Below are 21,856 nucleotides of genomic sequence, written 5' to 3'. Positions count from 1 at the left end.
GGACATGAAAGATGAATTGATTAAAAGATTCGAGTTCCCTAGGAAATCTATCATTAATAAGATTCTAGCCAAAGATACAATTGCACAATCTGGTGGATTGACCTCGAAAGAAAAAGACTACTTAACATCTGAAATTGAACGAATATACATTTTAGCTGTTTTGAATGAACAAAGCACCAATATACCTGCATTTAGGTCCGAGCAGTACCGCTATGAAGAAATACTTTGCTTGTACGTTCAATTGCGTTCAACGACAAAAGTGGAGCAGCTGATCAAGCTGTTCCATGCAATATTCCCAAATCCAGTGTTCCTAATCATTGGATTGCCAGGAGAAAAGCTTGTTCTAAGTACTTGCCATAAGCGATTGAATTTGCAGGATGACTCAAAGGTTGTCAGTGAACTAATAAAATCAACCGAACCATTCAATTTAACAGACGGAGATGGATACGAAAAACTGTTAGATGCAACAGTTTTTAGCAAGTTGCCCTTTAGCGACTTATACAAACGATATGACTGGATTCATAACAATATCCAATTGTCACATGCAATTCAATTCGTAGGAACGTATCTCGAATCCACTGTAAATAGAGAACAGATACTACAAAATATAAATTTTATCGAAGACCTTGAAAATGAAATTCTTGGTTATACAAGAGAGCAAAAGAAAGCCATTGAATTTAATGAAAAAATGGACTGGCATATGAAATTAAAACGTAGTGAACAGCAAATGAAAAAAGAGATTGAAGAATTAAAGGAGATAAGATAAATGGAGAAGTTAGATGGTAAGACAATAGATGTTGTACAAGATAATATCGGAAAACTGAAGCAACTATTTCCAGAAGTGTTTACGGAAGAGAAGATTGATTTTGAAAAATTGCAGCTAACACTCGGTGAGCATATTGAAACTGAGAAAGAACGCTATGAATTCACATGGAATGGAAAAACAGAAGCTATTCAAATGGCACAAAAACAATCGACTGGAACACTGCGTCCTTGCAAAGAAGAAAGTGTTGACTGGGATACGACGCAGAATTTGTACATAGAAGGGGATAACCTTGAAGTTCTGAGGCTCCTTCAGAATTCTTATCGGAACAAAGTGAAAATGATTTATATTGATCCGCCTTATAATACAGGGAAAGATTTTGTGTATAAAGATAATTTTCATGATAATGTGAAAAACTATAAAGAAACGATGGATGAAAGTTATAAATCAAACGCCGAAACAAATGGACGTTATCATACAGATTGGTTGAATATGATGTATCCGAGATTGAAATTAGCGAAAAGTTTATTGAAAGACGATGGGGTTATTTTTATTAGTATTGATGACAATGAACAAACGAACTTGAAGAAAATTTGTGATGAGGTATTCGGGGAAATGAATTTTGTCGCAAACTTAGTTTGGCAAAAAAAATACGGTCCAGCAAACGATTCTAATAGTATATCGGATACCCATGAGTATATATTGTGTTATGCGAAATGTTTTCCAGATTGGACTCCGGGACTAATACCGCGAAATGAAAAGCAAACTTCGGCTTTTTCTAATCCCGATAATGATCCAAGGGGACCATGGAGAGCAAGTGATCTATCCGCTAGAACTTATAGTAAAAGTGGCGATTACCCAATAAAAGGACCTAAAGGAGATGTTTTTTATCCCCCGGCTAGTAGGGCGTGGGTAGTAAATGAATTAAGATTGCTGGAGTTGTTAACTGATAATCGAATTACATTTGGTAAATCTGATACTGGGCGTCCCATGGAAAAAAGATTTTTATCAGAGGTAAAACAAGGGATAACACCGGAAACTTGGTTGCCAAGAGATAAAGCAGATGATAATAAAGTAGCAAAATATGAATTGAAAGAAATAATTGAAGAAAATGTATTTGATACACCGAAACCAATAAAACTTATAAAGCTTTTAGCTACGATAGGTAACGTTAAAAAGGATGATATAGTTTTAGACTTTTTCTCAGGTTCGGCAACTTTAGCTCATGCTCTAATATCACTAAACGTGGAAGATCAAGGGAATCGAAAATCCATCCTAGTCCAACTTCCGGAAATTGTTAATGATAATTCAACAGCATATAAAGCCGGCTACAAAAATATATGCGAAATTGGCAAAGAACGAATCCGTCGTGCGGGGCAGAAAATCAAAGAAGACAACAAAGCCAAGGAAGGAATCGAAAATATTGATGTAGGCTTCAAGGTATTCAAACTGGACGAAACAAACTTGAAAATCTGGGATGAGGAAGCAGAAAATATCGAAGACCATCTTCTTTTCTTTGAAGGAGCTGTAAAAGAAGGAAGTTCGCAAGAGGATGTGCTATATGAAATCTTGTTGAAGTATGGACTTGATTTGACAGTTCCAATTGAAGAAGAGAAAGTTGGAAATGTTACAGCGTTTTCTGTAGGTATGGGCTATCTTGTTGTCTGTCTTGAACAGAACTTATCGACTAAAGATATTGAACAACTTGTTTCGAACTATCCTGATTGTGAACGCATGGTATTTTTAGACAATGGCTTTGAGTCAGATGAAGTGAAAATTAATGCGGAGCAGATTTTGAAACGAAATGGTGTTCAGGACATTCGGGTCATCTAAGGAGGGCATAACATATGAAAATCAAATTTGATAAGCAGCAATATCAGCATGATGCCGTCCAATCGATTACCGATTTGTTCAAAGGGCAGTCAAGCAACGTTTCAAACTTTACAGTGAGCATGGGGAATATTGTCGGTTCAGAAGTTACTTCCCTTGGCGTACGTAATAACTTAGAACTATCTGCACTCGATGTACTTGAAAACGTACAGAAAGTCCAGAAAGCTAATTTTTTAAAGTTAAGTAATGACATTCAAGATTGGAACTTTACCGTTGAGATGGAGACTGGTACTGGGAAGACCTATGTCTATACTCGATCCGTTTTCGAACTAAATAAATTATACGGTTTTACGAAATTTATCATCGTCGTTCCAAGTGTTGCTATCAGAGAAGGGGTGTACAAATCCCTTCAAATGACAGAGACACATTTCAAAGACGAATATCCAGGACAAAGCTGTCATTACTTCAAATATGATTCTTCTAACTTGGAGCAAGTACGTGATTTTGCGACGAGTACCAATATTGAAGTGATGATTATTAATATTGACGCATTCCGTAAAAGTTTTGACGATCCTGAAAAGGAAACGAAAGCGAATCTAATTCACCGTGAGCGTGACACGATGAATGGTATGAGGCCGATTCAATTCATCCAAGAAACAAATCCAATTGTCATCATTAACGAACCACAAAGTGTAGATAATACAGCTACAGCGAAAAAAGCGATTGAATCACTCAACCCTTTATACAAGCTACGCTTCTCGGCAACGCATAAAGAAACGTATAATCTCGTCTATAAACTAGATCCGGTGGATGCATATGAGCAGGACCTTGTAAAGAAGATTGAAGTGTTATCTGTCACATCAGAAGACGATCATAATGATCCATATCTTAAGTTGGTCAGCGTTTCTAATGCAGGCGGCTATAAGGCAAAAGTCGAAATCGACGAACAGAAAAAGAATGGTACAGTAAAGCGTGTTGTGAAGGAAATTAATCCGGGTAGCAAAAATAACTTATTCACAATATCTGGAGAACGCGAATTATATAAAGGATATATTCTGGAAGGAATAAATGCAGAGCCTGGAAATGAATCGATAGAGTTCTCGAATGGCAAGTATCTGAAAATCGGCGGTGTCATTGGTGGACTCGATGATGAGCAACTTAAACGGTTGCAAATTAGAGAATCGATACGCACACATTTGGATAAAGAATTGTCACTTATTCATAAAGGTATCAAAGTGTTAAGTCTGTTCTTTATTGATAGAGTGGAGAATTACCGTCTTTATCCCGAAGGTTCACAGTCCGAAAAAGGGAAATATGCGCTTATTTTTGAAGAAGAGTATAGCGAACTTATTAAACTTCCTAAGTATCATACATTGTTTGAAGAGGATAAGTATATTGCGAAACAATCTGCATCAGAAGTACATGATGGCTATTTCTCAAAAGACAAAAAGGGGCAGTACAAGAATAGTTCCATTTCAAAGTCTGGTGAACTTCGAAGTAACAAAGACGATGAATCTACATTTGAATTAATCATGAAAGAAAAAGAAAAGCTGTTAAGTTTTGAAACACCATTACGCTTTATCTTTTCTCATTCTGCATTGAAAGAAGGCTGGGACAACCCAAACGTTTTTCAAATTTGTACGCTCGTCGAATCAAAAGATCCCTTTACAAAACGACAAAAAATTGGTCGTGGATTAAGATTGCCGGTCAATCAGGATGGCAAACGCCAATACGATAAAAATTTGAATATTTTAACGGTGATTGCCAACGAATCTTACCATGACTTTGCTGAAAGTCTTCAAAAAGAGATGGAAGAAGAGACTGGCGTGAAATTCGGTTTCATCGAAGAACATGTATTTGCAACACTGACTGTCGCTGATGAAGAAACAGGTGAAGAAAAAGAGATTGGTTATGAAAGATCCGCGGAAGTGTATGCTTATTTAGTGAAAGAAAGTTACATTTCAAAAAGTGGAGAGATTAAAGACAAGCTGAAAGAGGAAATCACTGAAGAAAGCTTTGAAGTTCCCGTTGAATTTCTTGAGTTGCAGTATGGAATAACTGAAATTATTGGCAAGGCCTTTAAAAAGCTGCCTATCTTCAAAAAAGATGACCGTGTGGAGCTTCAGTTGAATAAACAAGTATTGCTAACAGATGAATTCAATGATTTATGGAACCGGATTAAGTATAAAACGACTTATTCCGTATCACTCGATTCAGAGAAATTAATCGAAAAATCCGTTGACAAGATTAAGAAAATGGACCAGGTTTCAGCTCGGAAAATTCGCACTGAAAAAGCGGATATTCATACAGAAAGAAAAGGTGTGACTGGAGAAGGTAAAGGCTTCAGGGTTATTGAACTGGAAGACGAGAAACGAAAAATGCCGGATATTCTTCGTTACCTCCAAGATTATACAACCTTAAAACGGAAAACTTTAATCGATATCTTAGTGGGGTCTGGCCGTTTAGATGATTTCAAAAAGAATCCGCAGGCATTTATGGAAGCAGTCGTGAAAATCATCAATAAAGAGAAACAAAATATGATTGTTGACGGCATCAAGTATGAGAAAATAGGAGAACATGAATACTTCTCCCAAACACTCTTCGAGGAACAGGAACTGATTGGCTACCTGAAAAATAATGCACTAGAAGTTTCGGGGGACAAGTCTCTCTACAATTATATTCAATATGATTCTATTGTTGAAAAATCATTTGCAGAAGATCTTGATAAAGACGAGGACGTCAAGCTATATGTCAAATTACCTTCGTCGTTTATCATCGAAACGCCACTTGGCAATTACAACCCTGACTGGGCGATATTGTTGGACAAAGATGGTGTAGAAAAACTCTATTTTGTCATTGAAACAAAAGGTACAATCGAGTTAGATGGCTTACGCTTAAGAGAAAGTGCCAAAATCAAATGTGGAGAGAAGCATTTCGAGGCATTGCAATCGGAGGTCGCTTACAGGGTTTCGGATAGTTATGAGGAGTTTAAAGAGAAGGTTAAATATTGAACGGAAAAAGAGGTGATCACCATGGCTGAAATCAAATTTGACATTATTAAAACAATCTCGGTTTTATCGGAAGGTAATAAAGGATGGAAGAAAGAATTGAATCTGATTAGCTGGAATGACCGGGATCCCGTCTATGATATCCGTGATTGGTCGGAGGATCATAAGAAGATGGGGAAAGGTTCGACGTACACGTTGAGTGAGTTGCAGGTATTGAAAGATAGTTTGCTGAAGTTGGGGGAACTTGAATAATTTAAAAAGAGCAATCGACAAGCCTTTACGACTTGTAAATTGCTCTTTTTTTCACGCTTTTATTTTAGCATACCAAGCAGGCCGAAAACCTGTACTTTTGTTCCCATTCATCATCCTACTAAAAGCGATTCCTTGATCACGATAAGCATATAACATTTGTTCTAACTCTTTGCCACCAATCACGTAAAGTGTTTCCGATTTATGACGATTGTCGACTATTTCGAGTCCAAGCTCATCCAATTTTACTAGTACTATGGCGATTGGATTATCAGCTGGCTTTATTTGTGCTGTTTCTGTAATGACCTTGTTTACGACTGCAATTGATTCATCAGTAGCAACAAATGAAGGTTGGTCAACTTGTTCTTCGTACGGTTGTTGTGTAGTTACACTCGAGACGATAGGTGAAGGATTCTGACTTATCGGCGTAACTAGAACATCATCTACCACCGGACGTGTGTATTCAACAGCAGCTGTCCGTGCAGAATTAGCCCATTCATCATACGGCCTAATATTCATCTCATCAAGCATAGCCCATAAACTCTCAAGCGCTTTTTCTGGGTTATTGTAATAGGTGCTACCGAGTACCCGCCAGAATTTCCAGCCAGCTCTTTGCAATAAACGTTCCCGTAGGAAATCCCGTTCTCGGTCTTCTACGGATGTATGCCAATAGTCGCCGTCACATTCTACGACAAGTTTCGATTGTTCGCCCTGTACGACAAGATCCATTCTAAAACCAGCTACTTCGTATTGTGGGATGACTCGGTATCCTTTTGCCACGATGGCATCAAATACACTTTCCTCGAATTTACTCTCGCATTTTAGACGATTCGCCTCTGTTTCTTCTTTTAAAGGATTAGCAATGTATGTGAGTAGCTGGAAACGTAAGCAATCATGGTTAGTGATATCATTCATCGAGATAGAGTGCATGACCCAAAGCTGATCTTTGGCACGGCTGACGGCGACGTTGTAACGTTGTCTAGCGGAATCAGCAACCTGTGCTGTCAATCTTGTTTCACCTAACGAAGCTACCATTGATAGGAAAATGACATCACGTTCATCTCCTTGGAATGCATATGCATCCCCACAAATGATTTTGCGCTCTTCCATCAGTTCTGCACCGAGTACGGCGATTAGTTTATTCTGAATGAGTTTCGCTTGGTTATTACCAAGTAGTGAGATAACCCCGATTGTTTTTCCAGCGTATTGCGGATTGTTGATGCAATTCTGGATTTCTTTAACGATTGCATCTGCTTCCACTTCATTGGAGGCAGTTTGGGAGGTACCTTCACGGACACCATGCGGTAAATACCTTGATATAATGGGCTCCAATCGATTGGCAGGGTATTGCCTTAATGGAATCAACGGACTATTTGGGTATGAAATCCGGTTGGAAAAGCCAATGATTTCTGGCATACATCTAAAATGTTCGCGAAGTGTGATGGTTTCTTTGAACATAATGTAAGCTACATCGAAAAACGAATTTTTTTCATTTAGCGAATCTGCAAATTCAAACCCGACTGGTTTTAGGTATTTGTTCGTCAATTTATGAATATCATCCACTTGGATACCAATGATACTCGGACTAATCTGTTTATCATCCCCGACAATGATCATTTTCTTTGCCAGATATTTGAGCAGTAGGGCATCATGCCAAGATTGACTCGCTTCATCGACAATGACGATGTCGAAAAGGCCAGGACGGATTTCAAAGTTTTCGAACACCCGGTTAAGTGGCATAATCCAAGCTGGGATGGCATCTTTACATTGTTCCATATGCATTTGAGCTTCTGCGATATAACGTGGAGTATTTTTTCCAGTGCCTTTCCCAATGTTTTTGACGGAACGGGCCCATGCTTTCAAATGTCTAGATTGGGAATCAGTCATGGTACTCAACATGCTAATCCATGCTTTTGCTGTACCAATTTCAGTAATAGTTTCGCCGATTTCTTTTTCAAGCTGATCAAATTTTGCTGAAAGAGCTGCTTCGTCTATTCGTGAAAAATCATACAGCCAATTTTTTTGTTGCTTCCAATATTGAGCCTTCTCCCAAATGGCTAGCCGTTGAGTCCACATCGGCTGTTGAGAGGTCGATTCTAGCTGTTCCAACAGTACTGGAGATGCGTTGGCAATCTCAGCGGCAATTGACTTAACGGTATTGTCGCGATTCATCACCTGTTGAAAATGCTCATATTGTGGCCAAAGAGCTTGTAAGTCTTCAATTTTGCGTTCATTCAAAGCTGCAATGATCTCTGAGTACAGTGGATGTACCTTTTCAGTCAGTCCATTTTCAATAGTTGCCGTCGCAACACGTTGTTGTTCAGAATTTTGCTGTAGTGCCTTCTTAACAAAGAACAGTTCAATATTGGCTTTCAATGAATGGACTAGTTGTTCGTTAAAAATATCAGCAGTGAGACTAGTGACATCGCTTAATACGGTAGATCTCCATTGTTGAATCTGTAGTGCTTCATTTAATTGGGATAAGATCGTTTCATATTCAGTAAAGGCCAGGTCTTCGACAAATGGTTTTTCCTCCAGAAGATGTGGAACGACTAATTTTTCTATATTTTCATAGGCATACTGTGTACGTGCATAGGCATGTATTTTCTTGACGTCTTCTTCAGATTTAATCGGTAAGCCGTTGTAAGTGACCTTTTGCAAAGTAGGCTTATATTGCTTGACAATTTTGGGCTGAATGAGGAAGTTACCCATCGTACCACCATCTGCAAAATGTAAGGCTAAGTCTTCCGCCATCTTTTTTAAAGAGGCTGTTGAAATATCGTCAACTGAAACAAGATTCAGATCAAAATCATTTTTTACTTCATCAATTACAGCTAAGTGCTCAGTTAGATCCTGTTGAATTTTATCCCACAGATGACTCCGATTTTCGAATATATCCTGGATGACTTTTTTTAGCTTAGGATATGTATTGAATAGAAGTGATTTTAACAAATCATTATAACGGGATAGTGATGCCTGAAGTGTTGTCGTCTCATTATCCGAAAGACCTGCTAGATATCTTTGAAGTTCAGATACTTCATTTCCAGCCAACGATTCATATTGCGATTTTAGGTTTAATTCCTCTTTCATATCCTGAACAATGTGATTCACATCGATAGATAGGGCAGGGTAGTCAAATTGATCATAGCCTACTGGTACTTCCATATTCGTATTCTTTAATTCAATAAAACGGGAAACGAGTTCCTTTTCCTTGAATCGATACGAATCGGCTGTGTCGCTATTGACAGGTGTCGTATACCAGTCATATAGCGCTGCATCCGCGTTCAATTGGATAGCAATCTGTTGGGCAGTCCCAGAATAGGGTGGGAAAAATGTATGGATATACGTCTCCGTTTCACGGACTTCCATGAGTTCTGTTTTCGTTTTATTCAACTCTTCTTTTAGTCTCTTTAGTGTAGTTTCTTTCTTTTCGATCATTGAAGCCATTTCAATAAGATCAAACCGTTCTTTATTGACCGAAATGGTGGAAACGACTTTTTCCAAGTCTTTCATGGAAGCGGAATTGCCGTCGAGTAGGCTAACTGAAAGATTTTGAAGTTCTTTAGGAAGTTTACTCTTTAATACACTTAAGGCTTTCGCTGTTTGGCTTGTGATCAATACACGCTGCCCAGTCGCCAGCAAATGTGACGTTAAATTGGCGATGGTATGTGTTTTACCAGTGCCGGGAGGTCCTTGAACAAGTACACTGCTCTTGTTGTTGAGTGTTGAAATAATTCTGCTTTGTTCTTCATTAGAGGCTAATGGGAAATAAAATTCTGGAGCTGGATGAAATACCGTGTCATCTATTTGATTTTCATCTTCGGCGTTGACCAACCGCCCAAACATATTAACCATATTTTCTGGAACAGACGAATCATCCATTTCCTTCAGTTGTTCGACGGCTGTATCACAAGCAAATTGAAAGCTCTTTTGTGACTTTTTTCTTAAAATAAACGCAGGTGATAAAGAAATGAGTGGCCCTCCAGGCGAACTGCTTGGAATGTCAATTGCATCCATGTATGTACCACGCGAATCGAGCGCATTGACTATGTGAGTGAGTAGTGTAGGGAAGTTTTCGCCAATCGTATTTTCTTGATGATACGCATTCAGCAAAGACTGTATTTCTTTATTATCGTCCCCAGAAAGTCGGTCTTCTACAAGTAGCATATCTTCTTCAAATTCAAAATGAATCCCCTTGGAAGAAGGAACGATTGTCATTTCTGCACGCTCTTTATTGAATTGCAATTCTACCTCTGAAGTGAGTAAGTGTCTTTCGACTGTATTTTTATCATCTTGCTTCCATTGCAGTAAACCAACGCTCACCACAAGTTCAAGTAGCTCGGAATTGTTGTGTAACTCTTGGTGAATTTTATAGAGTTGGTCGTATAGCGATTGAATGCCGTTAACACGCTCATATTCTTCTCGATAGGATTTCCAGAGACCATCTTGAAATTGTTTGATTTCCTTTTCGATATGTGGTGAGTCTTTGAGGGAAATCTCTTCAGTGACTTGTTCACCTTCATCCGTAGTATCTAACTTAACAACGATACTTTTATTAACAGATATTGTACCGCGGTTCGAGTCGATAATAATCCACTCTTGAATTTCATTTGGAACAACCGGTAAAGTAGGGAATGTCGGTTTTTTTACATATAACCAGTTATCGGAATCATTTCTAAACGCATCAAGGCATTCTTTCTCTAGTGGTATGCGATCAACCCAAAGAACGTCTTCATAGTTTTTATGCGAGTAGATGGGCTTGTTTTTAAGCTGTGCCAACTCACTTATATATTGAATGAGATTTGAAACTTTATGGTTTAACGGGATTGGATGCATTCTATCACCTCCGGGATTTTTGATGATTTGGTGAAAAGTATAGCTAGTACTAAGGGGATTATACCATGTATATGGACCCGTATCAGAAAAATAGAGATATCGTTATAGGTGGTTTGGAGACAAGTAGTATGTCCATTTTGAGCTTCATAATACTTAATTTAAAGCTCTAGCTTTGAAAAAGGTGCCAGATACCGACATAAAGTGCCTTCAATGAGTACTATGTATATTGAACCCCTCTTGCGCGGACAGAACCTGATGCGGGCCATTGCACGAGTCAACCGGGTATTTAGGGATAAGCCAGGTGGGTTAGCACAAGAGTTGAATGCTGAAATCGGCTTTTTCAAAGCGGTGAAGGCAGGTATTGTGAAACTAATTCCTGTAGAAGGGGCGAAAAAGACCTCTTCGCAAATCGACGCACAGCTAAACCAGCTTATTTCAAAATCTGTCATTTCTGATGAAGTGATTGATATTTATACATCACTAGGTATCGAAAATCCTGACATTTCGATTCTGTCCGATGAGTTTTTAGATGAAGTACGAGCCTTGCCCCAGAAAAATTTGGCAGTCGAGCTTTTAAACCGTTTGCTGCAAGGAAAAGTGAAAAACGTACAACGAACGAACCTGGTAAAGGCACAAAAGTTCACGGATATGCTGAACAATGCCATCAATAAATATAACAAACGTGCGATTGAAACATCTAAGGTCATCGAAGAACTAATCGCACTCGCGAAAGAAATGAATGATTCCTATAAAGCAGGCGAAGCATCGGGGTTAATCAAAGAAGAAGTGGCCTTCTATGATGCGCTAGCCTCACATGATACCGCTGAACAAGTATTGGGTGACGACATCTTGAAAGTGATTGCACATGAACTGACGAAAGCAATCAAGGAGAATATGAGCATCGACTGGAATTTACGCGATTCCGCGAGAGCCAAGATGAGGATTACAGTTAGGAGACTGCTGAAGAAGTACGGCTATCCACCTGATTTGCAGAAGTTGGCGGTGGATACCGTGGTGAAACAGGCGGAATTGATGGCTGGTGGGATGGAAGTTTAGAACTTTATAGGATTGATTTGAGGCCCTGGTGTTCAGAAATGGATGCTGGGGTATTTCGGATGGGGTAAATAGGTAAATGGTATTAGATTTTCCTTTCAATAGACTCTAATTGACAGTATAGCCATCAAGTCTTGGACAGATAACACTATCAACAAATGTACCGTTTACAGCAGCATTAACGTATTGTTGAGTAAATGTCTGTTGCATATGATAAAATGAAAGATATAGTAAGGCGGACGAGAAATAGTATTGAAGAGGCTGGACGTGAAATATGGACACCAATAAACTTCTTTTTCATATGACGCATATTAAGAACATCCCTTCTATTCTCGAAAATGAGGGGTTATTAGCTTATTCAGAGATCGGCGCGAAGGGACTTTCATACCGAGATATTGCTAATTCAGATATTCAGTTTCGCAGATCAGGAACTGTTGTCCCGTTACCACCAAATGGGGATTTGCACGAATATGTTCCTTTTTATTTTGCTGAACGTTCTCCAATGCTGTATTCGATACTCAATAGTGGTATTAATCAACGAGAAATCGTTTACTTTGTAACTAAAACAGCCATATTACATCAGAATGGATTACTGTATGTTTTTACTGATGGTCACGCGATTATGTTCCTATCCGAATTTTACGCACAGTTGAATGATTTGGATGAAGTTGATTGGGCAATCATGGAGGAAAAGTATCGGGCTGATACTGAAGACGATCCTGATCGAAAACGGAGACGGCAAGCTGAATTTCTTGTCCATCGAAAAGTTCCACTAGACGTATTTATCGGTTTTGCTGTGAAGGATGAAGCAATGAAAGAGGAACTAGAGGCACTTTTACAATTGTATCAAATTGATAAACCCGTATATATTCGACCGCAATTCTATTACTAAGGAGGTGAATGGAATGATTGTTTTATTAACTGGAAACTTGCTTGAAGATCAGTCGGAGGCATACGTCAATACAGTTAATACAGTAGGCGTGATGGGAAAAGGAATTGCATTACAGTTCAAACAGGCTTTTCCCGATGTTTTCAAAACGTATGCGAAAGATTGTAAACAGGGACTTGTAGAAGTTGGAAGTATGCATGTTGTCGCAGTCGATGGATTGACAAATCCAAAGTATGTGATTAATTTTCCAACGAAAAAGCACTGGAGAGATCCTTCCCAAATAGACTATATCGAGTCTGGACTAATGGATTTAGTTAAAGTAGTAAAAGAGTTAGGCATTCAGTCCATTGCGATTCCCCCTCTAGGTTGTGGAAACGGTGGGCTTGAATGGAGTGTTGTACTACCAAAAATTGAGCAGGCCTTTAAAAATGAACAAGTGAAGGTTCATTTATATGCTCCGGCAGGTGCTCCGCCCCAAGACCAAATGAAGATTGGTACAAAACCACCACAAATGACAAAGGGACGTGCACTGCTCCTATCATTGATGGATAGTTATTCAATTCCAGGTTATCGCCTTTCCCATTTGGAAATTCAAAAATTGGCTTATTTTCTTCAAGAAGTCGGAGAACCTATGAAGTTACGTTTTGAAAAGAACAAATATGGACCTTATGCAGACAATTTGAATCATGTATTGCAGAGAATAGAAGGTCATTTCATTCGGGGATATGGTGACCGAACTAGGGGAGCGGATATTTATCTGTTAGAAGAAGCCTCTGATAAGGCAGTAAAGTTTCTTCAAAATGACCCGGAATCATTTGAGCGTTTGAGGAAAGTGAAAAAAATCATTCATGGTTTTGAAACTCCTTATGGTATGGAACTGCTTTCAACCGTACATTGGGTGATGAAGCAAAATCCAGAACAGTCACAGGATTTGTCTTTTGTGACAGAACAAATCCAAAATTGGAATTTGCGTAAGAAGGAATTATTCACAGCAAAACATATTGAGAAAGTATGGCATTACCTTATATCGATAAATCTTGCATAGTGATTTAAAATTTTAGGAACTCAATAACGTTGCATGCTAGTAAGTAAAAATGATTTAGTTCTGTGGATGAATAAATTAAATAGAAACCAGAAAAAAACGTAGCTTCGAAGCCTGTTGAAGGAATGCAGTGCTACGTTTTTTCGCTTGAAAGAAGCGTTGAAGCAGTATACTGATAGTGACCGCGGCAATACAGGTTTCGATACGTCACTCGAAGTAGATATCATGCTGGAGAAATTCAAGATTATTCAGGACATGCTGTATAAGCATTGCTACGATGATTTTCATTCCGATAAACCATCTGCGCGCATGAAAGCCATTACGCAGACGATAGATTTTGTTATCGGACTTGGCGAAGAAGAGAAGAAACGATTTATGCAAGTGGTTACGGAATTGGGTAAAGCATTCGCACTGTGTGCAACAGAGCCAGAAGCGCAAGAGTTGAATGCTGAAATCGGATTTTTCAAAGCAGTGAAAGCTGGAATTGTAAAACTGATTCCCATAGAAGGAGCGAAAAAGACCTCTTCGCAAATCGACGCGCAGCTAAACCAGCTCAATTCAAAATCCGTTATTTTCGACGAAGTAATTGATATTTACACCTCACTCGGTATCGAAAATATTGACATTTCGATTCTGTCCGATGAATTTTTAGAAGAAGTACGAGCATTGCCACAGAAGAATTTGGCGGTCGAGCTATTGAATCGTTTGCTGCAAGGCAAAGTGAAAAACGTGCAACGAACAAACCTAGTAAAGGCGCAAAAATTCACGGATATGTTAAACAAGTATTAGGTGACGACATCTTGAAAGTGATTGTGCATGAGTTGACGAAGGCGATCAAAGAAAATAATAGTATCTACTGGAATTTACGCGATTCCGCGAGAGCCAAGATGAGGATCACCGTTCGAAGGCTGCTGAAGAAGTACGGTTATCCACCTGATTTGCAGAAGTTGGCGGTGGAGACTGTGGTGAAGCAGGCGGAGTTGATGGCTGGTGGGATGGAAGTTTAGAACTTTATAGGATTGATTTAAGGCCCTGGTATTCAGAAATGGATGCTGGGGTTTTTGCAGTTGAGAAAAATAGTGGAGTCTGATTGATAATTTCATGACTGTATACCATACTCCTGGAATGATAACTAGCGGTCACAAGTAAGTTATTAATTGAAAAACTATCATATAATAATCGAAGTTATACTTGGATGACTTAATAATAAGGAGATGCTTATCATGAATGGTCAACTAAAAATCAGTGATACTAAATCATTTATAGGGAAGCTAGAAATTTTAGATTTTGAATTGTTAATATTATTAGCTGTTGGCTCTAGACAAAATATTCAAAATGATATATCAAAAAAGTATAATGAAAATAAGGAACTTTATTATCTAGCTTATAAAAACTCGAACTATTACATGGATAATAGAATAAAAAAACGGTCATTCTCTAACCAAAAAGCAATTCAACAATTCATAGGGATCTATTTGATTGAGAAGGCATTCAATACACACCAAGATTTCACTATGAAAATGGTTAAAAGTGGTTATAGGTTTGTTTTTCAATATATTTCAAACAACAAAAAAGTGAATTTCTATAAATTGAGAGATAAAAATCTTGAAATTACAAGAAAAAACGAACATGATAAAACTGTGAATTCAGCATATATTTTTGGTATCGCTCTGTTTATTTGCAATAAATTCGATAAGATTATTGAATATGATGATTTTGATATTAGAATGTTAAAAGAGTCTATTTCACAAGTGTTATTTCCTGTAAATGGTAATTTGTTTTTGGATAAAAATAATGAAGCCCGACATTATCTTGAACAATACCGCTCTATTTGCCTTACCAAAAAGAGTTATAAACTCCCTTTAAACGATACTATAACAGCAATTAACCATTTTCTTAAATTACAAATGGCGAAAACAAGGGGAATACCTTTAGATGACAATGAAACTTTTAATTCCTTGTCAGAGGAATTGGATTTTTTTAGGGGTATAAATATAGCAGCTAATTTACTATATAGATATAATATAGACGCAATAGATTTACAAAATATTACTACTATAACACAGCCTATACTAATAGATATTCTTTCACTTTGTTTTCTTGTTAAAGAAGAAATGAAATTAAAAATAAATATTGATGAATTATTTGGCATGTATATTATTTATTATTCACTAATTCAAGAATATAATTTAGCTAAGCAAGATCTTCTTATTACCTCACATGAAGAAACACTAACAGAACTCCAACATTTGAAAAACGAATATCTAGAAAAGAAAAAAAATATAGAGGAAGAGCAGGGGATTTGCAGAAACCAATACAAATTTTTAGAAAATAAATATGACGAGGTACTGGGGAAATTAAATGTTGCTGAAAAGAACCTTATAAAACAAGAAAAACAATTTGAGATGTTACTTAAAGAAAATGAGGCTTATAAAAATAGAAATAACAATTTGATACAGCAAATCAATATGTTAAATACAGTGAAAAAACAAGTAGTTTTAACTGAGAATGAATTAGCCAATTATATTATTAAAAAAACATGTGCAATCATTGGTGGTAATATAAACTGGCAAAATAACTTAAAGACCTATCTTCCCAATTGTCAATTCATAGAGCCTGATGAACTTGGAAGGGATTTACATTGTCTAATCAACATGGATGTGATTTTCTTTAACGAATCTTTTAATAGCCACTCCATGTTTAACAAAGTCAAAATGATTTCATCGATAAATAATATTCCATTTTTCTTTTGTGGTAAGAATACAAATATGAAAAAAACATTAGAAAGTATGTATAGTAGCATTAAAACCATGTAGAGAATTTTTTATCGGGCTTGACTTATTTTCTAAATACCTGTATTTAGGATTCATTAGACAATATAATACACTTCAGCAAAGATTAGCCGATGGTGCTATGACAATCATCTGATAGGTACCTTGAAATTAATCCAAATGAGTGTTTGTTTCGTATGAGTGTGGTAAAATAAACATATAATAAAAAAAGACCGAACATCAGGAAATGTCCGATCAATGCAGCTGACATACCGCAAGAAGAGCGGTCGGCCAGTTGAAGAGTGTTTCTAAAGAGTAATCACCCTGCTTACTTGGACGTTAGCGGAGGGTGGTTACTTTTTTCTATTGGTGCAAAGAGCAATCGTCACAATAACGGCTGTTGCCGCTGTCTCGAGGAATATGCCGAATTGAAATAGCATGTTCATTGCCGCGTAAGTCACCATATAAACACCCCCTTTCTCAAGGGAGTGCCAACCGTCCATCCGCTAGATGCCGCTGCAATCCTGAGTTTACCATTTTGACAATGAAAAAAGAAGGCGCTACCAAAATTTCAGGATGATTTTGTATCTGAACCTCTCTTCGGAAGTTGTTCCTTTTATGTCAATAAATCACCGCCGCCTTCCTCCCAAAATATCCATGCAATCTAAATCCTCTCGTCCATTCATACAAAATCCCTCTGATGCTCATCGGCATCCGCGCAATCAGAGGCGCAATTTTCTTTTCATCATATACACGAAGGTCTTTACCTTGTTTCTCCGAAAAAACTGCGTAGAGCAGTCGATATTTTGCAGTTAGATACTAATGAAAGAAAGGTGCAATTTCTTCTGCTGTGATCGGATTGAGCCAGTTATCGATTCCGCGAGAAAGCTAATATTTCAGGACAAATGAGTTTTAACGGGGAATTAAGCCTTTTTCAAAGAAATCTACTCAATTGTCATTGCACTCAGAAGTAGCAATATCATGCTTAACAGTGATGGGAGTGAAGGAAATTGAACTTTGAACAATATATATATTTGATGAACTAGATTTGGAATTAATTTTTTATGTTCATCATTTTGATGAACAATATTGGGCTGAGTATATTTTAAAGCGTTACGAAAAAGATCTGATTGCTAACTAACATCATCTTTGAATTGAAACTCTGTAGACTAAAAAAATTCACATTAGAAGATAGGCCTGTCTCATGTTTTAAAATGAATATCTGACTATAAACCAAAGCAAGCTGACGACCTCTTCAATGTAGTGGTTGTCAGTTTTATTATTTCATCATAAAAGAAACCTTCCATTGATAATTTCCTAACTAAATAGGATATAGTAACAGTAAACGTCATGTAAATTGAGGGATTGATATGAAAGATGAAATGGAGAAACTGCAGCAGGAAAACCATTATTTGAAACAATTATTGGTGAAGATGATGAATCGAGAGAATAACTATATTACTGGAAATATAGTGAGTAAGCTATCTTCTATAGAAGAGAAAGTCAGTCTCTTTAAAAGTCTATTTAAAGGGCGAAAGGACGTCTATGCATTGCGCTGGGAATCGCAAAGTGGCGGAAGTGGATACACACCTGCGTGCGCCTTGGAATGGCAGAAACCCATTTGCCAAAAGCCGCTTATTAAATGCAATCAGTGTCAGCATCGCCAATTGCTTCCCTTGACTGATCAGGTATTAATGGAACAGTTGAACGGCGAAAAGACTATTGGAATTTACCCAATATTACCGGATGGAACCTGTACCTTTTTGGCGGTTGATTTCGATGGGGATCAATGGAAAGTGGATGTGAAATTATTCTCGGGAACCTGCGTTAAGTTGAATGTTCCTTTTAATATTGAACGATCTCGTTCTGGCAATGGTGCGCATGTCTGGATTTTCTTCACTTCATATGTGATGGCAGTGACTGTAAGAAAGCTAGGGATGTATCTTTTATCGAAAACAGAGGAACGAAATGGTGGGCACCAATTAGCATCATTCGACCGTTTGTTTCCGAATCAGGACGTTTTGTCGAAAGGAGGATTTGGTAACCTTATTGCATTGCCACTTCAAAAAGGACCAGGGCAATTAGGGAATAGTTTATTTGTCGACCAGCATTTTATTCCTTATCCTGACCAATGGATGTATCTGTCGTCTGTTCGAAAAATGACAGAGCAAGAGATTCATTTGATACTTCGTGATCATGATCACGTAAAAGAGGAACGTTCTTTCTTGAGGCCTGACAAGATTAGTGTTGAATTAAAAAATGGTATTCATATTTGTAAGGAAGGGATTCCTTCAGATTTATTAGAAAAAATAGGAAACGTAGCATCGTTTAATAATCCTGAGTTTTATAAAGCGCAAGTGAAAAGAATGTCTACGCATGGGATTCCTCGATTGGTTCAATGTGCAAATGATGGACAGAAGGAGCTCGTTTTACCAAGGGGCTGTTTAGAAGAGCTACAAAATTTGTTGAAACATGAATCAATTCAACTAGACATTTTAAATCAATCTTATGCCGGTGAAAATATTGACATCGACTTTCATGGAAATTTATCCATGCCACAAGACGAGGTCGTCAATACATTACTTGAGAACAATCATGGTACGCTTGCGGCAACTACTGGTTTTGGTAAGACAGTTGTAGCTACTGCTGTAATAGCCAAGCGAAAGGTCAATACATTAGTCATTGTCCATCGTACTCAATTAATGAAGCAGTGGGTGGAACGACTTGCAACATTTTTGAACATATCCCCAAAAGAAATCGGACAAATTGGTGGAGGGAAAAACGATATAACTGGAAAAGTAGATGTAGCAACAATCCAAAGTTTAAACTATGGGGGCCAATTAAAGTCTTTTATCACTCAATATGGACAAGTTATTGTGGATGAATGTCATGTTATTTCAGCAGTTACTTTTGAGAAAGTGTTACAACAAATTCGAGCAAAATACGTATTGGGATTAACAGCTACGCCCAAACGAAAAGATGGGTTACATCCAATTATTACGATGCAATGTGGTCCAATTCGTGCCACAATCGATGCTAAATCGCAGGCGAAAGTTCGCCCGTTTGGCCATCGGTTAATCAAGAGAGAAACAGATTTTATGACGAAGAAAACGGAGTTTCATGAAATTTATGAGGAATTGGCATTGGATTTGAATAGAAATACTCAAATCTTTGACGATGTACTAAACGCATTGGAAGATGGACGTTCCCCGATTATCTTAACCGAGCGTCTGGAGCACTTAGAATCCATGAAACAGATGTTTCATGGATTCGCCAAAAATATCATTGTGCTGGCAGGAAACATGACGAAAAAAGAACGGGAAAAGGAGTTTGAACGGCTAACCTCGATTCCAGATAGCGAAGAGAGGCTCATCATTTCCACAGGAAAATACATTGGCGAAGGATTTGATGATGCCCGACTGGATACTTTATTTTTAACTATGCCAATTTCATGGAAAGGAACTTTGCAACAATATGTCGGTCGTCTTCATCGAAACCACGATCAAAAGCAGGAAGTCCAAGTGTATGATTATGTAGACGATAAGGTTCCTGTTTTGAAGGCGATGTATGGCAAGCGTGTACCAGGTTATAAATTGATGGGGTATGTGATGGCAGATGGGACAGGGGATGTATCAGAGCAGATGAATCTGTTTTAACTTATCTGGGGTGCTAGGGCCAAGCACAACCCTCTAATATGCCCACGATACTGCTGAACAAGTACGGCTATCCACCCGACTTGCAGAAGTAGGCGGAGTTGATGGCTGGTGGGATGGATTTATAAGAATAGTTTAAGGCCCTAGTATTCAGAAATGGATGCTGGGGTTTTTGCGGTTGGAGTTAGATGAATTAATGCTTTGATTTGTTGGTGCAAACAGGATAGTTTATGATAGGATAGGATTAAGAACGTACATTCTTTGTAGCTCTATCTGCTAGGAGAAAGATTGAGTGGAAAACAGAGATTCATACTAGAAAAAAGTGAACTATACATTTCAAGAAAAGTGTGGTAGAAACTAACGTTTTGAAAGGGGAGATGTTTAGATGGATGAGCTGTCAAAAGAAAATAAAATCATTATCTATCAATCGGATGAAGGGAAAATTTCAGTCAACGTTTTTTTGCTGATGAAAATTTTTGGATGACGCAAAAGACGATGGCAGAGCTGTTTGATGTACAGAAAGCGGCGATTTCAAGACATTTAAAAAATATTTATGAATCTGGAGAACTTGAGAGGTCTTCAACTGTTTCCATAATGGAAACAGTTCAAAATGAAGGTGGCAGAGATGTCAAAAGAGATATTGAGTTTTATAATCTCGATGCCATTATTGCAGTTGGCTATCGCGTCAACTCAAAAAAGGCCACTCAATTTCGAATATGGGCTACGCAGACGTTAAAAGAGTTCATTGTAAAAGGGTTTGTCCTAAATGATGAAATGATGAAATGATGAAAAATGGAAGACCTTTTGGCAAAGATTACTTTGACGAACTACTAGAACGCATTCGTGAAATCAGGGCTTCTGAACGAAGAGCTTATCAAAAAATAGCGGATGTATTTGAACAATGTAGTAGTGATTATCAATCGGGCTCAGAAGTAACAAAGCGATTTTATGCTTTCGTTCAAAATAAAATGCACTTTGCGATAACTGGGAAAACGGCAGCTGAGATTGTTCATGATCGTGTGGATAGTGAACATCCGACAATGGGGTTTGGATTAAAGTACCTGTGCAAGAAACTATCGTGAAAGTTTAAACAATCATGATTGTTTGTTGTACTGGAAATTAAAAAATCAATATTTATAGTATACATATAATGCAATACATATTACGGATTAAAGGAGATGGATTCAATGAAAATAAGAGAAATGAAAATCGAAGAAATAGAAACAATTAGAAACCTTAGGCTAGAAAGTTACAAAGAATATGAACAATACGTTTCAAAAGAACACTGGGAGGTATTAAAAAACACACTTATTTCTGACAACGATTTGAAAAATAACGCAAAAATATACGTAACAGAGCTAGATGACAGAATCGTAGGTAGTGTTGTTTTATTTCCACCTTCTATTCAAGCCTATGATTGGAGCGATAGTGTTCAAGAGTTTCCAGAAATACGTATGCTTTCGGTTGATCCTTCGATTCGTGGTAAAGGAATCGGCAAAGCCTTAGTGGAACATTGTTTAAAAGTTTCAAAAGAAGAAAAAAAACCGAAAATTGGTCTCCACACTGCCTCTTTTATGAAAAAGGCCTTGTCTCTTTATGAAAGTATGGGGTTTGAGCATTTCCCTGAACTTGATTTAGAACCGATGAACGACGGAATCATTGTAAAAGCCTTTATTATGAACTTCGAAAGCGACTCTTAATTAATTCTACTTGTGCAAGAAATGATCGTGAAAGTTTAAATAATCATGATTGTTTGTTACGA

The 21,856-nt window shown here is 37.7% G+C and carries 12 protein-coding genes and 2 pseudogenes; 13 read left to right on the top strand and 1 reads right to left on the bottom strand.

What is annotated here, in order from left to right:
- The first annotated feature begins 4 nt into the window (after nt 1-4).
- The 4 genes from R2B72_RS13245 to R2B72_RS13230 are packed head-to-tail and all read left to right on the top strand — an operon-like array spanning nt 5 to nt 5,853.
- Nucleotides 5-766, top strand: coding sequence for a DUF4391 domain-containing protein (locus R2B72_RS13245; protein ID WP_318617091.1), 762 nt, complete (start codon nt 5-7; stop codon nt 764-766).
- On the top strand, nt 767-2,596 hold the full coding sequence (locus R2B72_RS13240) for a site-specific DNA-methyltransferase (RefSeq protein WP_318617090.1): 1,830 nt from the start codon (nt 767-769) through the stop codon (nt 2,594-2,596).
- A 14-nt stretch (nt 2,597-2,610) separates the two neighbouring features.
- Nucleotides 2,611-5,604 carry a type III restriction-modification system endonuclease gene (locus R2B72_RS13235; RefSeq protein ID WP_318617089.1) on the top strand — a complete coding sequence of 998 codons (2,994 nt, stop codon included), beginning with the start codon at nt 2,611-2,613 and terminating at the stop codon, nt 5,602-5,604.
- A gap of 21 nt (nt 5,605-5,625) precedes the next feature.
- Nucleotides 5,626-5,853 carry a YdbC family protein gene (locus R2B72_RS13230; RefSeq protein WP_318617088.1) on the top strand — a complete coding sequence of 76 codons (228 nt, stop codon included), beginning with the start codon at nt 5,626-5,628 and terminating at the stop codon, nt 5,851-5,853.
- A 51-nt stretch (nt 5,854-5,904) separates the two neighbouring features.
- On the opposite strand, the gene R2B72_RS13225 is transcribed toward R2B72_RS13230, so the two are convergent.
- A complete protein-coding gene (locus R2B72_RS13225; RefSeq protein WP_318617086.1) occupies nt 5,905-10,686 on the bottom strand; it encodes an AAA domain-containing protein in 4,782 nt (1,593 codons plus the stop codon).
- 201 nt (nt 10,687-10,887) lie between these two features.
- On the opposite strand from R2B72_RS13225, the pseudogene R2B72_RS13220 reads away from it, so the two are divergent.
- The 9 genes and pseudogenes from R2B72_RS13220 to R2B72_RS13175 all read left to right on the top strand — a co-directional run.
- A pseudogene (locus R2B72_RS13220) lies at nt 10,888-11,742 on the top strand (type I restriction enzyme endonuclease domain-containing protein); the annotation flags it as partial.
- A 271-nt stretch (nt 11,743-12,013) separates the two neighbouring features.
- On the top strand, nt 12,014-12,631 hold the full coding sequence (locus tag R2B72_RS13215) for a DUF4433 domain-containing protein (protein WP_318617085.1): 618 nt from the start codon (nt 12,014-12,016) through the stop codon (nt 12,629-12,631).
- Between the two features lie 13 nt (nt 12,632-12,644).
- Nucleotides 12,645-13,673, top strand: a complete 1,029-nt coding sequence (locus tag R2B72_RS13210; RefSeq protein ID WP_318617084.1) for a macro domain-containing protein — start codon at nt 12,645-12,647, stop codon at nt 13,671-13,673.
- Between the two features lie 144 nt (nt 13,674-13,817).
- A pseudogene (locus tag R2B72_RS13205) lies at nt 13,818-14,677 on the top strand (DUF3387 domain-containing protein); the annotation flags it as partial.
- 216 nt (nt 14,678-14,893) lie between these two features.
- Nucleotides 14,894-16,486 carry a hypothetical protein gene (locus R2B72_RS13195; RefSeq protein ID WP_318617082.1) on the top strand — a complete coding sequence of 531 codons (1,593 nt, stop codon included), beginning with the start codon at nt 14,894-14,896 and terminating at the stop codon, nt 16,484-16,486.
- A gap of 1,325 nt (nt 16,487-17,811) precedes the next feature.
- The gene (locus tag R2B72_RS13190; RefSeq protein WP_318617080.1) at nt 17,812-20,097 is read left to right on the top strand and encodes a TOTE conflict system archaeo-eukaryotic primase domain-containing protein; all 2,286 of its coding nucleotides are present in this window, start codon (nt 17,812-17,814) and stop codon (nt 20,095-20,097) included.
- A 477-nt stretch (nt 20,098-20,574) separates the two neighbouring features.
- Nucleotides 20,575-20,880 (top strand): virulence RhuM family protein, encoded by a 306-nt coding sequence (locus R2B72_RS13185; protein WP_318617079.1) that lies wholly within the window; start codon nt 20,575-20,577, stop codon nt 20,878-20,880.
- The gene (gene rhuM, locus R2B72_RS13180; RefSeq protein WP_318617078.1) at nt 20,877-21,176 is read left to right on the top strand and encodes a RhuM family protein; all 300 of its coding nucleotides are present in this window, start codon (nt 20,877-20,879) and stop codon (nt 21,174-21,176) included. The genes R2B72_RS13185 and rhuM overlap by 4 nt, the downstream gene beginning before the upstream one ends.
- 105 nt (nt 21,177-21,281) lie before the next feature.
- Nucleotides 21,282-21,794: a GNAT family N-acetyltransferase gene (locus tag R2B72_RS13175; protein WP_318617077.1), complete on the top strand. Its 513-nt coding sequence runs from the start codon at nt 21,282-21,284 to the stop codon at nt 21,792-21,794.
- The last annotated feature ends 62 nt before the right edge of the window (nt 21,795-21,856 follow it).

It is taken from the genome of Sporosarcina sp. YIM B06819 (genome assembly GCF_033485175.1).
Classification (GTDB): domain Bacteria; phylum Bacillota; class Bacilli; order Bacillales_A; family Planococcaceae; genus Sporosarcina.
The sequence above is the reverse complement of the archived record's forward strand: the minus strand, read 5'-3'. Positions and strand labels throughout refer to the sequence as shown.

What these genes read in the sequence shown, in the direction of transcription:
- R2B72_RS13185 (WP_318617079.1), top strand. Translation starts at nt 20,575, where the DNA reads ATGACGCAAAAGACGATGGCAGAGCTGTTTGATGTACAGAAAGCGGCG.
- R2B72_RS13225 (WP_318617086.1), bottom strand. Translation starts at nt 10,686, where the DNA reads ATGCATCCAATCCCGTTAAACCATAAAGTTTCAAATCTCATTCAATAT.
- R2B72_RS13245 (WP_318617091.1), top strand. Translation starts at nt 5, where the DNA reads ATGAAAGATGAATTGATTAAAAGATTCGAGTTCCCTAGGAAATCTATC.
- R2B72_RS13195 (WP_318617082.1), top strand. Translation starts at nt 14,894, where the DNA reads ATGAATGGTCAACTAAAAATCAGTGATACTAAATCATTTATAGGGAAG.
- R2B72_RS13215 (WP_318617085.1), top strand. Translation starts at nt 12,014, where the DNA reads ATGGACACCAATAAACTTCTTTTTCATATGACGCATATTAAGAACATC.
- R2B72_RS13230 (WP_318617088.1), top strand. Translation starts at nt 5,626, where the DNA reads ATGGCTGAAATCAAATTTGACATTATTAAAACAATCTCGGTTTTATCG.
- R2B72_RS13235 (WP_318617089.1), top strand. Translation starts at nt 2,611, where the DNA reads ATGAAAATCAAATTTGATAAGCAGCAATATCAGCATGATGCCGTCCAA.
- R2B72_RS13240 (WP_318617090.1), top strand. Translation starts at nt 767, where the DNA reads ATGGAGAAGTTAGATGGTAAGACAATAGATGTTGTACAAGATAATATC.
- rhuM (WP_318617078.1), top strand. Translation starts at nt 20,877, where the DNA reads ATGATGAAAAATGGAAGACCTTTTGGCAAAGATTACTTTGACGAACTA.
- R2B72_RS13190 (WP_318617080.1), top strand. Translation starts at nt 17,812, where the DNA reads ATGAAAGATGAAATGGAGAAACTGCAGCAGGAAAACCATTATTTGAAA.
- R2B72_RS13175 (WP_318617077.1), top strand. Translation starts at nt 21,282, where the DNA reads ATGAAAATAAGAGAAATGAAAATCGAAGAAATAGAAACAATTAGAAAC.
- R2B72_RS13210 (WP_318617084.1), top strand. Translation starts at nt 12,645, where the DNA reads ATGATTGTTTTATTAACTGGAAACTTGCTTGAAGATCAGTCGGAGGCA.